The sequence below is a fragment of the Moorena sp. SIO3I8 genome, from assembly GCF_010692325.1.
In the GTDB taxonomy this organism is placed as follows: domain Bacteria; phylum Cyanobacteriota; class Cyanobacteriia; order Cyanobacteriales; family Coleofasciculaceae; genus Moorena.
This window is the reverse complement of record NZ_JAAHHW010000076.1, coordinates 17000-33371: the sequence shown is the minus strand read 5'-3', so window position 1 is coordinate 33371 and position 16372 is coordinate 17000. Positions and strand designations below refer to the sequence as shown.

13 protein-coding genes are annotated in these 16372 nt (G+C 43.8%); 2 read left to right on the top strand and 11 right to left on the bottom strand.

Annotation, left to right across the window (positions count from 1 at the left end; translation table 11 throughout):
* Positions 1-95 precede the first annotated feature (95 nt).
* From F6K51_RS24150 to F6K51_RS24120, 7 genes are all read right to left on the bottom strand, one after another.
* Positions 96-656, bottom strand: a complete 561-nt coding sequence (locus F6K51_RS24150) for a toll/interleukin-1 receptor domain-containing protein (protein ID WP_293024983.1) — start codon at positions 654-656, stop codon at positions 96-98.
* A 336-nt stretch (positions 657-992) separates the two neighbouring features.
* Complete coding sequence (locus tag F6K51_RS24145; protein WP_293024981.1) at positions 993-2039, bottom strand: toll/interleukin-1 receptor domain-containing protein; 1047 nt, start codon at positions 2037-2039, stop codon at positions 993-995.
* An 18-nt stretch (positions 2040-2057) separates the two neighbouring features.
* On the bottom strand, positions 2058-2360 hold the full coding sequence (locus F6K51_RS24140; RefSeq protein ID WP_293024979.1) for a hypothetical protein: 303 nt from the start codon (positions 2358-2360) through the stop codon (positions 2058-2060).
* A 95-nt stretch (positions 2361-2455) separates the two neighbouring features.
* Positions 2456-2692: a transposase family protein gene (locus F6K51_RS24135; RefSeq protein WP_365940138.1), complete on the bottom strand. Its 237-nt coding sequence runs from the start codon at positions 2690-2692 to the stop codon at positions 2456-2458.
* Positions 2693-2730: 38 nt separating this feature from the next.
* On the bottom strand, positions 2731-2976 hold the full coding sequence (locus F6K51_RS24130) for a hypothetical protein (RefSeq protein ID WP_293024975.1): 246 nt from the start codon (positions 2974-2976) through the stop codon (positions 2731-2733).
* Positions 2977-3030: 54 nt separating this feature from the next.
* Positions 3031-3243 carry a transposase family protein gene (locus tag F6K51_RS24125; RefSeq protein ID WP_293024987.1) on the bottom strand — a complete coding sequence of 71 codons (213 nt, stop codon included), beginning with the start codon at positions 3241-3243 and terminating at the stop codon, positions 3031-3033.
* A 50-nt stretch (positions 3244-3293) separates the two neighbouring features.
* Positions 3294-3419 carry a hypothetical protein gene (locus F6K51_RS24120; RefSeq protein WP_293024973.1) on the bottom strand — a complete coding sequence of 42 codons (126 nt, stop codon included), beginning with the start codon at positions 3417-3419 and terminating at the stop codon, positions 3294-3296.
* 719 nt (positions 3420-4138) lie between these two features.
* On the opposite strand from F6K51_RS24120, the gene F6K51_RS24115 reads away from it, so the two are divergent.
* Positions 4139-6475: an ATP-binding protein gene (locus tag F6K51_RS24115; RefSeq protein ID WP_293024971.1), complete on the top strand. Its 2337-nt coding sequence runs from the start codon at positions 4139-4141 to the stop codon at positions 6473-6475.
* On the opposite strand, the gene F6K51_RS24110 is transcribed toward F6K51_RS24115, so the two are convergent.
* A complete protein-coding gene (locus F6K51_RS24110; RefSeq protein ID WP_293024970.1) occupies positions 6438-8273 on the bottom strand; it encodes a peroxidase family protein in 1836 nt (611 codons plus the stop codon). The two genes, F6K51_RS24115 and F6K51_RS24110, sit on opposite strands and share 38 nt — an antisense overlap.
* A gap of 2160 nt (positions 8274-10433) precedes the next feature.
* The gene (locus tag F6K51_RS24105) at positions 10434-12257 is read right to left on the bottom strand and encodes a peroxidase family protein (protein WP_293024968.1); all 1824 of its coding nucleotides are present in this window, start codon (positions 12255-12257) and stop codon (positions 10434-10436) included.
* A 1251-nt stretch (positions 12258-13508) separates the two neighbouring features.
* Between F6K51_RS24105 and F6K51_RS24100 the strand changes: the two genes are divergently transcribed.
* Positions 13509-14189 (top strand): N-acetylmannosamine-6-phosphate 2-epimerase, encoded by a 681-nt coding sequence (locus tag F6K51_RS24100; RefSeq protein WP_293024966.1) that lies wholly within the window; start codon positions 13509-13511, stop codon positions 14187-14189.
* Positions 14190-14227: 38 nt separating this feature from the next.
* Here F6K51_RS24100 and F6K51_RS24095 read toward each other — a convergent pair whose 3' ends face one another.
* Both F6K51_RS24095 and F6K51_RS24090 read right to left on the bottom strand, forming a co-directional pair.
* On the bottom strand, positions 14228-15646 hold the full coding sequence (locus F6K51_RS24095) for an LCP family protein (RefSeq protein WP_293024964.1): 1419 nt from the start codon (positions 15644-15646) through the stop codon (positions 14228-14230).
* Positions 15647-15880: 234 nt separating this feature from the next.
* Positions 15881-16327, bottom strand: a complete 447-nt coding sequence (locus F6K51_RS24090; RefSeq protein WP_365940135.1) for a hypothetical protein — start codon at positions 16325-16327, stop codon at positions 15881-15883.
* Between the last annotated feature and the right edge of the window lie 45 nt (positions 16328-16372).

Here is a 16372-nt window from a genome sequence, read left to right as displayed (position 1 = left end):
TGGGGGAAGGCTTGGAAGTAAGATTGTAGGGGCAGGTGGGGGTGGCAAACCCATGGGAACTCATGAAACACTGGTTTAACCTGTAAATCTAGCATTTATTTGCTTTCATGAGAATGAAATAGCCCTGCTTCACAATCATGTAGCTTGAGTGGAATCAAATAGATTGTCCCAGGGGGCGTTTCGGCATACTTATTGAGAGCTAGTCTGAACTCTATGGTGACATACCCTTGCTTGCTGACAGAGTTCTGTGAAAGGCAAGCTATGAAGATTTGACTTTGCTTGATGGCATTAGGAATTTCCTCACGCCAATTCTGCCCAGGGATGAGGTTTTTTTCATCCAACCAGGGTTTATAACCCTTTGCTTTGAGCCGTTCGTATAGTTTCAGGACTTGGGGCTTATCCTCACTGGCGTGAGCTAGGAAAATCTGGATCTGAGGTTTTTGCCTCGTCTTTGGCTGGGCAATAGATAACTCGCTATTCTTCTCAAGAGACTCAATTTTTACCTTTATTCTCTTGATTTGTTTCTCACATTCCTCAATCCTATTTCGCAGTTCAAACTTTTGTTCAGCACTAGCAGTTATTGCTAGTTCATGCTCATAATCTGCCAGCTTGTTTTGCCAAGTCGATAACGCTCTTTCTAGCTGTGGCTTTGACACTCCTTACCTCCGAACCAGTCCTTTGATTGACTTTCTTTTTTGAATCTGCACCCTGATATATCAAACATACTTTTGATCTCTCTTGTTATAAAAAGCTTGTACCCTAAATTTTACATTTTACAAGTCTCCGCGCTAGAGAAGAAAACACCTCCGCCAAGACTCCGAGCCAAAGCCAGTTATGAGCAAATCGCACGAACCAATAATCCTCACTGCGCAGAGCTGAGTAGTATAGACTCGGGAGGTGTCCCTGAGGTGCCTCTAGACTGGGAACGCTGTAGGTCAGTCTTCGAGACTTTTTTAGGGTTTTCAAACATGGTAATCTACTGATAAGGCAAGTTACTCGGCTTCGGCCTCAATCCAACCCCTGACCATTTCAATGGGAATACCAATCGGGGCAAACAACACCTTCAATGCTTCAATGCCACCTTCTTTGAAGGCATTCTTGAGTCTTGTCTTGAATTTCGGGTTTTTGTTAATCTCTTGTTGGAGAGTTACTGCCAATGCACTCTGTTTTTCGATTTCGGTTGCATTAGGATAAGTTTGTTCGAGTTGTTGTAGAAGTTGTTGAATTTCTGCCGCTGCATCTGCTAGGTTTTGTCTTTGTTCTTGAGGATAGTTATTAATATTGCTGTCTCTATGCTGAGCATTAACTGTATCTGCATCTATAAGTCCTCCACCAAATTGAGCATGCCGTAGATCAAATTTAGATACTTTTTTAGGGACGTTTGACATGATATTTCCTTGATTATAAAAGGTTTCCGTATAAAAAATCGGACGCTTTAGCCCCGTTTTTACCATATTCTCTAAACTATAAATTCGGCTATCTTTCTCGGCTAGTAGTGCATGTCGTTCTGCCTCTTTCCACTTGTCATCACCTAGGAGCTCACGCCGTTGGGTGTAGTTAACTCCTTTTTCACTTAATAGTTCAATTTCATCTTCTTGCTTCGGGGTTCCGAATTGATACTCAATAGCTCTGACTAGGTTCTCAAAACCATCTGGTTCCCAATAGTCCAGCCACTGGATATCTTGCAGGTTCACCCCATAGTCTGCTTGTTGTAATGGAGGAACTTCACAATCATCTAGCTTGAGTGGAATCAAATAGATTGTCCCAGGGGGCGTTTCGGCATACTTATTGAGAGCTAGTCTGAACTCTCTGGTGACATACCCTTTCTTGCTGACAGAGTTCTGTGAAAGGCAAGCTATGAAGATTTGACTTTGCTTGATGGCATTAGGAATTTCCTCACGCCAATTCTGCCCAGGGATGAGGTTTTTTTCATCCAACCAGGGTTTATAGCCCCTTGCTTTGAGGCGGTCGTACAGCTTTAGGGCTTCTACCTTATCCTCACTGGCATGAGCGAGGAAAATCTGGATGCGATTACTCATCAGGAATTCCTTTCCTTATCAGCTAAGGTATGATTTCTTCACCAAAGCCTGTAGTTCTTTTACTTCGGCTTCCAGGGTTGCTACCCTCTGACTGAGCAGCATATCCGATTTGCACCCCAAATACTGTGCCAAAGCCCCAATAACAAAATCAGTCTTAGACTTACCACTTCTCTCAACGTAGCTGTTAAGCTTATCGAGTAAGAATGGGGTAATTCTGACGGCAATTTGAGACTTACTAGTAGACATCTCCAGGAATTGCAAAGCAGTTCTATCACTAGCTTTGAGATGCTTGCGATCATTCACAAATATGACAACTTTCAACGAAATAATAATAGTTATCAAGCTTTGTTTATAAGAATTAACCTAAAAAATATAAACTAAATATCTAATTTGTCTGAAAACAAATTAGGTTAAAACTAACTTAAAATTAAAGCGCCTATTCGGAGTCTTACTAAACCGCAAACTGTAAAAATAACTTTTGAGTAATTTCTGCTATTTAGGCGGAATCTCTCCGAGGCAACTCTAAATGTTTTGATCACTCTTATCAGGTGTTCTACAAATATTCGCTCGCGAGATTTTTTCTTATTATCTTCTTTTATTTCTGGCGGCATTTCTTGATTTGTTTCTTTTTTGGGGTTTTTATTCGGTCTTATCCACAGTAAGCTTTATCGCCATTATATCTTTGGGTTTCTTATAAATTTTTTGACTGTTTTCGCCATAAAATAATATCACTTTTAGGTCCTGGATATCCTACTATTACATCAACTATTTCTTGACCATCCGGAGTAGTAATTAAGCGATGCAGCGCGGTCTTGGGGGTTTCCCCCATGAGCGACTGCATCAAGACATTGATTTTTAAAGGTGTGTATTTTTTTCTTGCCCGAGTAATATTTTTTTTGTTCTTTGTAATCCAGAGGTCTTTCTCTATCTTGTTCACAGCTATCTACAGGTGCGACCCAAGGGCGATTTACTCGCCCATTGGAAAGCGCACCTAAATTAATTCTAATTCTGTTAAAATTTCCTTTACCCATTTCTCGTCACTTGTATTTTTTTTTACTTGCTCTAGCAAGCTACTAGGTAAAATATCACTCAAAATATTGACCCAATAATGAAAAACATTGTTAGCTGTCGATTCCGACACATTGAAATGAATTCCTAAGATTTCAAAGGTAGGATGATTATGTAAATAATATAATGTTAAAATTATTTTATCCTCTGTATTTAAGAGAGATTTTCTTCCACCACCAGCTTTAATTAATCTAATTTCTGTTTGTTCGCGTAGCGTGGCCTATGGCCAGCGATTTCTGACTTTTTTTTATGGTGGTATTTTTGGGCGTTGTCAATTAGTTTATTAAGGTGTTCTTCACTTAATCCTATCAATCTCTTTGTTGACCTTGGATTACGTTTAATATAGCTGACAATTGGAATCATTTTAAAAAAAAATTGGTAATTAACGTCCATTATAACATAAAGCAAATCTAGTTTTTTTATTTTTTGGAGATGTATAGTAGGAAGAAATGGGGTATATCTAAATACTAGCAACAGCATGGCGATGTGTGGCAGATCTGGTTTGCAAATCTTTTGGTTGCATCAATCTTCTATTTAGTCCTTCAACTGGGAAATTTTCACAGTGCGGCAAGTTCTCTACTGGCGTACTTTTGGCGTACTTTTAAGGTCTAGCCAAAGGTGGCAATGCAATTATTCGATGACTCTTGAGGTTATGAGGGAGAGTGAACCAACAAGGTTTTGTCAGATTGTGATAATTTTTTCCTTCCAATAGATTTCGCCGCAGTTGTCAGGCAAAAGGCTTGCAGAAACAAGACAGAAGCACCTTGAAAGCCCTATAGAAACCATGCCACTTGCTGATCTGATTTCCCATCTCCCCGCGCCTATTAACCACATTTACCACATTTACTACACTGCACGCAACGCTAAAATCTGGTAAAATAGGGGAATACTTATCAGCAGGTAGACAAAAATCAACTACCATCAAAGAAGCCACTATCCACACCATTCAGGCAAGTTAGCCCACCAGGCAGCAGGTGTTATCCTTAATTCCACCTACCAAATTATTTAGTAATCCAAAATTCCTCAGAATTTTGCCCTTGGCTGTGTTCGAGCGTCTGGATCAGCGATTAGACCAGATAAAGTCAACTTTGGGCGAAGAGGCAATACTCCTAAAGTCCGATCTGTTGGTAAATCAGAGCATGATGAGTGAGGCTCAGAGCCAGAGGTTTACCCTGATCGGATCAGAACAGTTCAGTTGTCTGCTGTGGGGGGAAGCCCAACCGGAGACCTTAACTGGGTATGAATCTCTGATGAGACTGTACCAAGTGGGATTAACTTTCGCTCCGGATGCGATCGCAAACTTTCTTACCCATCTCAAAGACTCCTACCTAACCTCACCATCAGAATTTGAAACCTCTCAGGATGTTCTCAACCTAATCAAGAGGGCTCAAGCCTCCCTCAAACCCAATAATCCAGCTATCCAGAGCGAATTTACCCTATCATTAATTGATATTCTGTGTGACTACAACACGGATAACTACAACACCGATGCTCCACCATTAGCAGAGCCAGATTATCCCTATGGGTCCATTTGTCAACCCGTAGCAGAAGCACTGCACCAGCAGGTTGAGCAGGAGCGATTGCTCAATCAGGTGACCAGTCAAATCCGTCAAAGCCAAGAGTTACCGCTGATCCTGACCACAGCAGTTGAACGGGTACGACACTTCCTAGAAGTAGACCGATTAGTAATCTATCAATTTGACTTTCCTTACACCTCTAGTTCCACAGCACTAGAGCCAGCACCTGCTGCCACTGAATTAGGCTGGGGTTGTATTACCTACGAAGCTAAAGTCTCCGATGCTATCCCATCAGTGCTGAATGTGATTGAGCAGGAGGAATGCTTAACCCATGTACCTAACTGTACACATAAATATCAGCGAGGGTCAACGGTTGCTGTTGATGATGTTGATCGAACCTATAATACCCATAATTGCTTACTTAAACTGTTGCATCGACATCAAGTACGAGCCAAGTTAGTCGCACCAATTATTGTCCAAAACAACCTGTGGGGACTATTAATTGCCCATCAGTGTTTCGAGCCAAGGCGATGGCAGGACAGTGAAAAAAACTTTCTCCAGGCAATTGCTGAACACCTAGCCGTTGCCATCTATCAAGCGAAGTTATACTCCCAAGTGCAGCAGCAAAACAACACCCTTGAACAACGGGTAATTGAGCGCACCCAAGCACTCCGGGATGCTTTGCAAGCTGCTCAAGCAGCCAATCTTGCTAAGAGTGAGTTTCTAGCTACCATGAGTCATGAATTGCGCACCCCTCTAACCTGCGTAATTGGGATGGCAGCTACACTCTTGCGCTGGTGTTTTGGTCAGGACAGTTCCCAGAGATTACCTGTCGAAAAGCAACAGCGCTATTTAAAAACTATCCAGGACAATGGGCAACACCTGCTAGAACTGATCAACGATATTCTGGATTTGTCTCAGGTTGAAGCAGGAAAGTTAGTCCTGACTATCAGCAAATTTTCCTTAAGTAAGCTAGCCAATCAGGTATTGAGTAGCCTAAACGAACAAGCCTACCAACAGCAGGTGACTCTACAGCTAGATTGGCGAGTGCCACCAGAAAGGGACTGTTTTTCTGCAGACCAACGGCGGGTTAAACAGATTTTGTTTAACCTTTTAAGCAATGGGATTAAATTTACCCCAGAGGGGGGTAAAGTAATCCTACGGGTCTGGCCAGAAAATCAGTTAGTAGTGTTTCAAGTGGAAGATACAGGCATTGGTATTGCCCAAGACCAGTTACCATTACTGTTTCAAAAGTTTCAGCAGCTAGAAACGCCCTACCGTCGCAAGTATGAAGGAACTGGCTTGGGGTTAGCCTTAACCAAACAGCTGATCGAACTCCATAGGGGCAAAATTGAGGTGGAATCGGTAGTGGGAGAGGGGTCTTGTTTTACAGTTTGGTTACCCACTCAACCCATGGTACCAGCGACTTCAGGAAAAGCTATGCCTAAGTCCAACCTAACTCTCAAAGCTCAAGGCACTGTGGCCTTAGTGGAAAACCAAGAAGAGATGGCTACCCTAATTTGCGAAATTTTGACCGCAGCAGGCTATAAAGTAATTTGGTTGATTGATGGTTCCACTGCCATCAAACAAATTGCATTGCTTAAGCCCCAGACGATCATTATTGATTGGCAGTTACCGACTAGGGAGGGTTACGAAATGACTCAATGGCTGCGTCAATCCTCCACAACCGGTGGGGTAAAAATTCTGGCTTTAACGATTCCGAGCCTGCCAAAAGTAGAGCAACAAGAAATGATGGAGGTAGTGGATGATTACTTATATAAACCGATCGAACCCATGGATTTATTGTACAGGGTTATGGCTTTGGTGGAAAGTTATAGCGCTGCGCTATAGCTGCTAAACCAAGGAGTGTAACTAAACCAAGGATGCTGCTAGGTTCCGGCACGTCTTCTGGGACAACGAAAGCATTATCTTGGATCTTGCTAATGCTTGAGTTTCGGCGAATAATGTCCGAGAGGCGAGTGCTTTCTAGATCTGGAGCCAAGGCCAGCAGATGATCGAGATCGTTGAGGAAAAAGAACCGGTCACCATCCCGTGCGCGCCTGAACTGGTCTGAGATCACTGTATTGAATAGTTCACCGAGCAATCCACCGTTGAAGGAGTCCTCAGATATTCCTCCAATCCACCAATCCACATCGTCTACAGACTGGTAGATTTGTTCAAATAGAGCTGCTATTTCTGGGTTAGAAGTAATGCCAAGTTCGGTATCGGTGGTCAAGAAGGCAGTGACCGGATCCAGACCGAGTTCCACACGAGCCTGATTGTAGCCGGGAAGGCCAACTTCCCTTCCCCGTGCAATATTTAGTGAAGCAAGGTCAAAGCCACCGGTGGGAATCGAGGCCAGGAAATTCCGCACCTCGTCCACTATCTGATTGTCAAACTCTTGAGCCACTTGGGAAGCTAAACCGAAAAACAGTGAATCGACGCCGTTATCAATCACCTCTTGGGGAGTGAAAAAGGCATCGGAAAGGGAGACCCCTCCGGGGGAAGTGCCGTCATTGTTAATGCGCTGAAGCTCTGGGGACAGAAAAGTGTGGCCAACGCGGAAGGTACCATTGGCAAATTCCACGCTGACACGTGGGTCAACGGTGGAATCGTAGCCAGAGTAATCGTCCAAAAGGCTATCGCCAATGAATAGCGGTAGGAATTCATTGTATGTGATTACCTGAATCTGAGCGCCAACGACCTTACGAGCTGATTCGTAGATAAAGTCCCCTTTATCAAGTCCTGACTCTTCTAACTTCTCCAAAATCACCGGGTCACCAGCGTCAATTTGTTGAGCAAGTGTTTCAGCTATCCGATTGTGCTCCCGCACGAACAAGGTGTGAACTGCGGTTAACCCAATCTGTTCGTTGACACGAACATCGCCACCGATGAACAACTCTTCTGGTGCTAATGCTCCAGACCGGTCAGTGTTGGCATTAGGCAATCCCCCAGTGTTGAAAGGCAGTAGCTCTTCACCATTGATAATCTGGCTCTTGAGCTTTCCAGTACCATCATTCGTACGCAAAAATTCCGCCCGCACTGAATCAGATCCGTAGACCTGTGAACCATCAATAAAAGAAGTTAGCTGGTTGATCTGCTGGCGCGGATTGCCAGGTCCAGTGCCAGTACCTGGAGCTGTAGGAACCCTAACAAAGGGTATAGATGGGGCGAGTGGATCTGGAAGACCAGTGGAAATGTCAATGGGATTAATTGGGATAGGGGTGAAATCCTCTGGTGGGGGAGCGGCCTCTCCCTCATTGAGATCCAAGTCGTGATCAATGAACTGCCCCCACTGCCAGATCCAGTCGCTGGCGTTGAGGAAATTAGGCACGAATTCAGTCTGGCGGACAATGGTATTGCTAATGTCACGAGCGTTAGGCAGAACATTGCCAGTCGGACCGGTTATTCTTGGTGCGTTGAAGCCATCTTCGTACTCAGGACTCAGGAGCCGAAGTAGTTCTGTTTCGGCTTCACCCAATGTCGGATCATTTAGGTTGTTACCAAATCCGTTAATGGTACGAAATTCTCCTGCTGCAGCAGGCACAGACATGGTAAATCCTAGGGCAGCGAAAGTGGTTACTGCTAGACCAAGCTGACGAGGCTTGAGATTTCTAACCACTTTTAAGTTAGATAAATGATTTTTCATAAGGTTAGTACTTAGGTTAAGATTGCATCCCAACCGCTAATGTGGTAGATGCAGTAAAATACTCTATCTGTTCTAAGAAGGTGTTTGGAAAGTAGCTACATGGTTTGGTAAATGCGGGTAGTTTACTTTAGTTATCCCCAATATTAAATGGTTTTACTTTACGAGTTTTTATATAAATAAAAACTTGAAGTAATTCCCTCATTTCGCGCCAGTAAATAATTTTCCAAACGTGCTATAAGAAAGATTACGTATTTCTACGTATTTCTTTTAGCTACAGAAATTATTGATTCCGTAATTACCCCATATTCAAGATCAAAGATTACTGCTATGTCCTCCTACATTAAAGATATCTGAAATACAGTTATCTGCGACCAAAAAAGAAAAAAACTTTATAGAAACTTTAATTATTTAATGAAAAAATGTCAGGATAAACACGGCAAAACAATCAAGATATTGTTAAACTAATAAGTCTTGATGCAAGCATTCAGTAGCTAAGGCACTAGCGGCTGAATGCTTAGTGCCAATAGCTGATTTCTGAGTATCTATAAACTTATCGGGGGAACTACCAAGGATTATGCAGGAAATTTTCAATACCAGTAAGCTGTCAGCTGTCAGTGGTCAGCTTATTTTATTCAAAAGTACTGTGGCTCAGGCTTCCAGCCTGTGACTTAACCTCAGCTTATTTTATTCAAAAGTACTGTGGCTCAGGCTTCGAGGCATCGAACCTAACCCATAAGCTAATAGCTAATAGCTGAATGCTTACGTCTTGATTGTAGATAATTATAGCTTTTTCCACTCTAATGAGGGACACAGGATTTTTTTCCTGTGCCCTGTGCCCTGTTGCGGTGCTCCGGTGCTCCGGTGCTCCCTTCCCCCCCAGGGTAAGCGCAAGAAAAAAAGGCCCATAATGTGCATTGGGTGGATATCGGTTGATCGTGGCTCGAAACCCCTATAATCTCGTAGAACTGTACTCGCAATAGAATTAATTTGTTGAGAATGGCGCGGTTTTTTTATCAATAAGCCTAGGCTTATTGATTCTTGCGCTTACCCTGCCTTCCCCCCTTACTAAACAGGGCTGTTTCAAAATCTTATAAGTTAACACTGATAACAGTCATGATATAATCATTGCTCATAAGAGCCTGTTTGCTTTTAAGGTGTTGACTGCTATTGAAGGTTTTCTCCTGATTAAGAGCATTAAGTGCTATCCGCCCGCTCCTTGTAGAGCAAAATTCCGAGGACTATGAAAGGAAAGGATCTGACATTGATCTTCATTCCAAATAGTATCTAAACTCCAATGGAGTTGATCCTCAATACCCCAATGTTGACGAATAGCACAACAAAGAACTTACTAATCCCCTAACATAGAAGTTAGATAAAATTGAACTTCACGAGTCGTTTTATTCCAAAGATGGCAGACTATGCGCTATATTAAAGATAGTTTAAGGCTTTGATGCCAATTATCTCAGGGAAGATCAACTTCCAAGTTGACCCTACGAATGATGTTATGGAAGCTCAAACCCTTATAACTACCTCTATGGTCGTGCTCAAAACACCATCTATCTTTTTGTAACTGATAGGCTGGAACTATTACCCGGTAAGGATTGTAGCTTGAATTTTACCCCCCTTGATTGACTTCGATGGATTATTATAAAATACACTATAGTTTGTGTCAAGTACATTTTATACCAAATTAGATGAGCTTACCCTGGGGGGATACAGGGCAAACCCATCTAAATTCCAAAACCCTTATCCAGTAAGGATTTTACCAACTGATTAAAAACAGCACTCGATATCTGAAATCCTTGCCCCGCCAGCATGTACAAAAATAAGATGCGTTTGCCCTGTGGGGGGATAGGGAGATGACGGGGTGACAAATAGCATTGAGCGCCTTACTGAGTGTGGGGTGTGGGGTATAGGGTGTTGGTAAACATCAGGAGCTTGAAACGTTGGTAGCGATCCAGTGGCCTGACGGGGGTTTTCCCCACTCGCGCTTTGCATCAAGAAGGCACGGTTTAATCAGGTTGCGGAAGGAACGTTTTTGCTCGGGTAACTCGGAATTCCCTTCTATTTTCCCCACTCCCCACCCCCTAGACCCCACACTCACCTTTTTGTTAAAAACCTACCCTGATCAGACCCCTCTGTTTTCCTATTCCCTATTCCCTATTTCCTATTTCCTGAGCGCTGCCCTATAGCTGCTAAACCTAGGAGTGTAACTAAGCCAATGATCGTGCTAGGTTCGGGCACGTCTTCTGGGACAACGAAAGCATTAGCCTGGATGTTGGTAATCGTTGAGTTTCGGCGAATAATGTCCGAGAGGCGAGTGCTTTCTAGATCTGGAGCCAAGGCCAGCAGATGCTCAAGATCGTTGAGGAAAAAGAACCGGTCACCATCCCTTGCCCGCCTGAACTGGTCTGAGATGACCGTATTGAATAGTTCACCGACCAAGCCACCGTTGAAGGAGTCCTCAGATATTCCTCCAATCCAGAAATCCACATCCTCTACAGACTCGTAGATTTTTTCAAATAGAGCTGCTACTTCTGGGTTAGAAGTAATGCCAAGTTCGGTATCGGTGGTCAAGAAGGCAGTGACCGGATCCAGACCGAGTTCCACACGAGCCTGATTGTAGCCGGGAAGGCCAACTTCCCTTGCCCGCGCAATATTGATTGAAGCAAGGTCAAAGCCACCGGTGGCAATCGGGGCAAGGAAGTTCCGCACCTCGTCCACTATCTGATTGTCAACCTCTTGAGCCACCTGGGAAGCTAAACCTAAAAACAGTGAATCGACGCCATTATCAATCACTTCTTGGGGATTGAAGAAGGCATCGGCAAGGGAGATACTTCCGAGGGAAGTGCCGTTATTGTTAATGCGCTGAAGCTCTGGGGAGAGAAGAGTGTGGCCAACGCGGAAGTTAGCATTGGCAAATTCCACACTGATACGTGGGTCAACTGTGGGATCGTAGCCAGAGTAATCCTCCAAAAGGCTATCCCCCATGAGCAGCGGTAGGAATTCATTGTATGTGATTACCTGAATCTGAGCACCAACGACCTTACGGACTGATTCGTAGATAAAGTCGCCTTGATCAAGTCCTGACTGATGTAACTTCTCCAAAATGACCGGGTCGCCAGCGTCAATTTTTTCAGCAAGTTCTTCAGCCAGACGATTGTGCTCCCGTACGAACAAAGTGTGAGCTGCGGTTAAACCAATTTGTTCGTTGGCACGAACATCGCCAGCGATGAACAACTCTTCTCCTGATATAGGAGGGGTAGTGTTGGCATTAGGAAATCCGCCAGTGTTGAAAGGCAGTAGCTCTTGGCCATTGATACTCTGGCTCTTGAGCTTTCCACTACCGTCATTAGTACGCAAAAATTCCGCCCGCACTGAATCAGATCCGTAGACCTGTGAACCATCAATAAAAGAAGTTAGCTGGTTGATCTGCTGGCGCGGATTGCCAGGTCCAGTGCCAGTGCCTGGAGCTGCAGGAACCCTGATCAAGGGTATCAATGGCGCGAGTGGATCCGGAAGACCAGTAGCAATGTCAATAGGGTTAATTGGGATGGGGGTGAAATCTTCTGGTGAGCGATCTAAGCCTCCCTCATTCAAATCCAAGTCGTGATCTATGAACTGCCCCCACTGCCAGATCCAGTCACTGGCGTTCAGGAAATTAGGTACTAATTCCTTCTGGGGCACAATCGTATTGCTAATGTCACGGGGGTTAGGCAGAAGATTGCCGGTGCTACCGGTTATTCTTGGTGCGTTGAAGCCATCCTCGTAAGCAGGAGTCAGGAGCCGAAGCAGTTCTGTTTCCGCTTGACCCAATGTGGGATCATTTAGGTTGTTACCAAATCCGTTAATGGTACGAAATTCTCCTGCAGCAGCAGGCACAGACATGGAAAATCCTAGGGCAGCGAAAGTGGTTACTGCTAGACCAAGCTGACGAGGCTTGAGATTTCTAACCACTTTTAAGTTAGATAAATGATTTTTCATAAGGTTAGTACTTAGGTTAAGATTGCATCCCAACCGCTAATGTGGTAGATGCAGTAAAATACTCTATCTGTTCTAAGAAAGTGTTTGAAAAGTAGCTACATGGTTTGGTAAATGCGGGTAGTTTACTTTAGTTATCCCCAAGATTCAGAGGTTTTCGTCTAAAGTAATTCCTCAAGTAATTCCCTCATTTATCGCCAGTAAATAATTTTTAAAACGGGCTATAAGAGCGATTAATTATTTATTTTAGCTACATATTTTTTCCGTAACTTCCCCATAGTCAAGATTAAAAATTACTGCTAATTGCCGCTAATTTTAAGATAGCTGGATTTCGTATATCTACCGCAAAAAAAAAAATTTTTTACAGAATCTTTAATTCTTTAATTAAAGATTATCTGGATAGATACGCACGTAAGCATTCAGCTATCAGCCGTCAGCCGTCAGCTTATTTTATTCACAAGCACCATTAGTAGCCTAAGCTATGGGCATAAACTGTTCGGTGTAGCGTGGCCACAGACCTTTAGCTGTTCGGTGTAGCGTGGGCGTAGCCCATTAGCTGATACGCGACACGCTGATAGCTGACGGCTGAATGCTTACAGACGCACAATAAATCAATATCTTGTCAAGCCAATAAATCTTGATTGTAGATAAATATAGTGTAAGGATTTAGGTATAGGGGTTGACAAAAGCATAAAATTTAAAGTAGCCATTGATGAGTAAAGCCACTCTACCTCTTTTGGCTGAGGAATCGCGCCAGTTTATCAACGAAAAACTGGTGGAAATTATGCTTGGGCAACAAAGCTTGATTAATCAGCTATGACTGGAAATATAAAGACTGAAATTCAGCATAAAATTAGACTCAATGACATGATAATTACCCTTAAAATGACCTGATTTTAAAAAGCGATAAAGTCAAAACAAAACACATACAACTACCAAGCAGATCTCCGTAAGAGTCCGTGGCGCTGGTAGATGGAGAGATGGGTAAATAGGGAGATCGGGAGATGGTAATATTTTTATTAAGGGTAATTATCTGGAGGTAATATAATACAATAAACCCAGTGCTTAAACCAATTACTAGATAACGGTTATTAGATTTATGAGCTACACATAATTTTTCCCCGATTCCCGATTCCCGATTCCCGATTCCCGATTCCCGATTCCCTAAAATCCAAAACTTCTGTAGCTTACCTATTTTATAAATGCTGTGAAACCTCTATATATCGATCATCACTTACTGTAACCACCAACAACATGGCAGCTAATTATCTCAATTCAATTCGTCATAGTCTAATTGTTTCTTGTCAGGCACCCCGTGACTCACCCCTGCACCACCCCCTAGTGATTGCCGCTATGGCACAAGCTTCGATAAATCAGGGGGCATCGGGTGTGCGTATTGATACACCTGACCATGTGGCAGCTGTCCGTAGTCAATGTCCCACTGCTCCAATTATTGGCTTGTGGAAGCAACAGTTACCGGAGTCTGAGGTTTATATTACTCCCCAGTTTCACCATGCTAAAGCGATCGCATCCGCTGGTGCTGATATTATTGCCATTGATGCCACATTACGGGAACGTCCTGGAGGGGAAACAGTTCAAGATTTAATTAAGCAGATTCACGATACACTGGGTAAACCGGTGATGGCAGATGTGGATACCCTTGAGAGTGCGATCGCAGCACAAGCCGCCGGTGTGGATTTAGTTGGTACCACCCTCTATGGTTACACTGCTCAAACCAGCCATCTCTCTCCTCCCGGCTTTGGCCTACTCAGCCAGTTGGTGAAGCATTTAGATATCCCAGCCATTTGCGAAGGAGGTATTGCCACCCCCAAGATGGCTCAAACTGCTCTAGAATTGGGAGCCTATGCGGTTGTTGTCGGCACTGCCATTACTGGCATTGATTTGCAAGTTAAGGCTTTTGTCGAGTTATTATAAGTAGGATTAACTGTCCACTAGCCCTATAATTAGCCTTGCTAGAAGCTGGAAAACCTATCTTTTTCTTGAGAATCCAGTTTCTGTAGCCAGTCTTGACCCAACTGAATGGTAATATCTGAGGAAAGAGCGCCAGTGCTTTCTACCCGCACTTCCCCAAATCCCAAATAGTTACGGATAGTGCCAGCACTTTCATCGTCTCCCTGTTGGGCAATAATGCGAGTGGTGCGCAATGGTTCCCTAGACAATTTCTGATCAATACGAACATTCTGGTAGCCACCTCGGTTGAGGTTGCGGAGCATAGCCTTAGCGACTTGAGAAGAATCTGTAGTGTATTGAATCGCAATCCGCAGGGATGTGGAGTTGGCATTGGAGTAGTAGCCATAGCCTTGACCAAAGTGCTGAGCCACCATCTCCTGGATGCGGCGGTGGTTTGGCAACCAGTAACTGGCTTGTTTCTTGCCATCGTTGCTAAACCGACCAGGCAGCATTAGCATTTGGACATTGGCTCGTTTCGTCTTGGTGGCAAAACCCCCTAATGCCACTAGCTCTTCTATACTTAAGTTGGTGTCAATGTGGGACTGAATAACTGAGAGTATTTGTGGGATTCGTGCGATAGTGCTAGGTTTTAGTGCCTGTTCTACCAATGCCCTCATCAGCATTTGTTGCCGCTGAACTCGACCAATATCCCCATACTTGTCATAGCGAAAGCGCAGGAACTGCATCGCTTTATTACCATCCAGGTGCTGTCTACCTTTTTTGAGGTTGATATAAAGGTGTTGAGAGTGGTCAGTGTACTTCATATCCTTGGGAATATAGACCGTAACTCCTCCCAAGGCATCCACCAGTTTTTCTACACCCTGAACGTTTACTCGGATATAACGGTCAATGGCCACATCATCGAGAAGATCACTGACCGCCTTCGCTGTGAGTGCAGGTCCACCGAAATAATTGGCAGCATTGAGCTTAATTTTACCATGTTTCTCAATACGAGTTTTAGTATCACGAGGCATGGAAAGAACTTTGACTTTTTCCCCGTCTGGGTCAAACCGTAGCAGGAGCATGGTATCTGACAAACCCTCTAAGGAATTGACCAGAGCGTGGTATCCCAGGTCTACTTCTGGGGGTTTATCTAGATCAGAGGTTAGGACTTTGATACCAAGAAATAAGATATTAACTGGTCGAGTCAACTCCGGCAAGTGCATGGTGTTGCTGGAGATGGTTTCCTCTTGGTTAAATACAGATTTCTCGTCCGGAGTCAGTTCACTTTGCAGCAAAGGGGTACTTGCCAGGGATACAGCTAGCATTGCACCTGCTGCCGCAGATGACATTGCCACTGCGGTAAAACCTAGCCAAAGCCAGAGCAAATTCCCTCGCTTGACTTTTACCTTTTTTCTGCGAACGGGGCGAGTAGGTCTTCTCACTACACGGCGTTTTCGATAAGTTCTTTGAACTGGCACTGGGCTTCCTCACACACAGGCAATAGGGATGGTATTGACAGAAGAAGACTATTCACTCCTGACCGGTTTCACATGGTTGACCTGGATCTTCCATCTTAAGGTTTAGTATTAATACTCTATAGCAGGTTTTATAACAGGTTGCTGCCTGATCAGGTAAATTTTCGATCAACCTTGCCCAATCCTTCAGTCAAAACCATCATTAGAGTACATTATTTCTTTTAGTAAACCCCTAAACTAGGACAAATACTTGCCCAGGATTCCTTCAGAGATCCGGCTAATCCCAGGCAAGCGTGGTGACTGGCGCTGCCATAAGCGCACCATCACAGCGAAACTGACCAGAAAATAGCCAGATGTCAGCATAGCATTGAGAAACAGCAAGCGTAATGTCCAAAATTCCGACAATTGTGCTCCTGCTGATAATAAACTGTACCCTAGCAACCAACCAAAGGCCAAGGTGACCGACAAGCGACTGACGGTTTTTTCCTCTCTGGTTCCCTGAGAGTGGTACACTGTCCACAGTGCTGGAAACAAGCCAAAGATGGGGACAAGGTAAATAAATAGCTGTAGGCGCTGAATATCTTGATTTTCGGTAGATTTAGTGTTTTTCACATGCTGTTTCATCCGTAGCTTGCCTTGATAATCGCTCAAACCCCATGACTTGGTAGTTTTACCTCTTATCATGACATTACCTAGTGGTTATTCACCAATGGCAATAATATAGTAATA

What these genes read in the sequence shown, in the direction of transcription:
- F6K51_RS24145 (WP_293024981.1), bottom strand. Translation starts at nt 2,039, where the DNA reads ATGAGTAATCGCATCCAGATTTTCCTCGCTCATGCCAGTGAGGATAAG.
- F6K51_RS24110 (WP_293024970.1), bottom strand. Translation starts at nt 8,273, where the DNA reads ATGAAAAATCATTTATCTAACTTAAAAGTGGTTAGAAATCTCAAGCCT.
- F6K51_RS24105 (WP_293024968.1), bottom strand. Translation starts at nt 12,257, where the DNA reads ATGAAAAATCATTTATCTAACTTAAAAGTGGTTAGAAATCTCAAGCCT.
- F6K51_RS24100 (WP_293024966.1), top strand. Translation starts at nt 13,509, where the DNA reads ATGGCAGCTAATTATCTCAATTCAATTCGTCATAGTCTAATTGTTTCT.
- F6K51_RS24090 (WP_365940135.1), bottom strand. Translation starts at nt 16,327, where the DNA reads ATGATAAGAGGTAAAACTACCAAGTCATGGGGTTTGAGCGATTATCAA.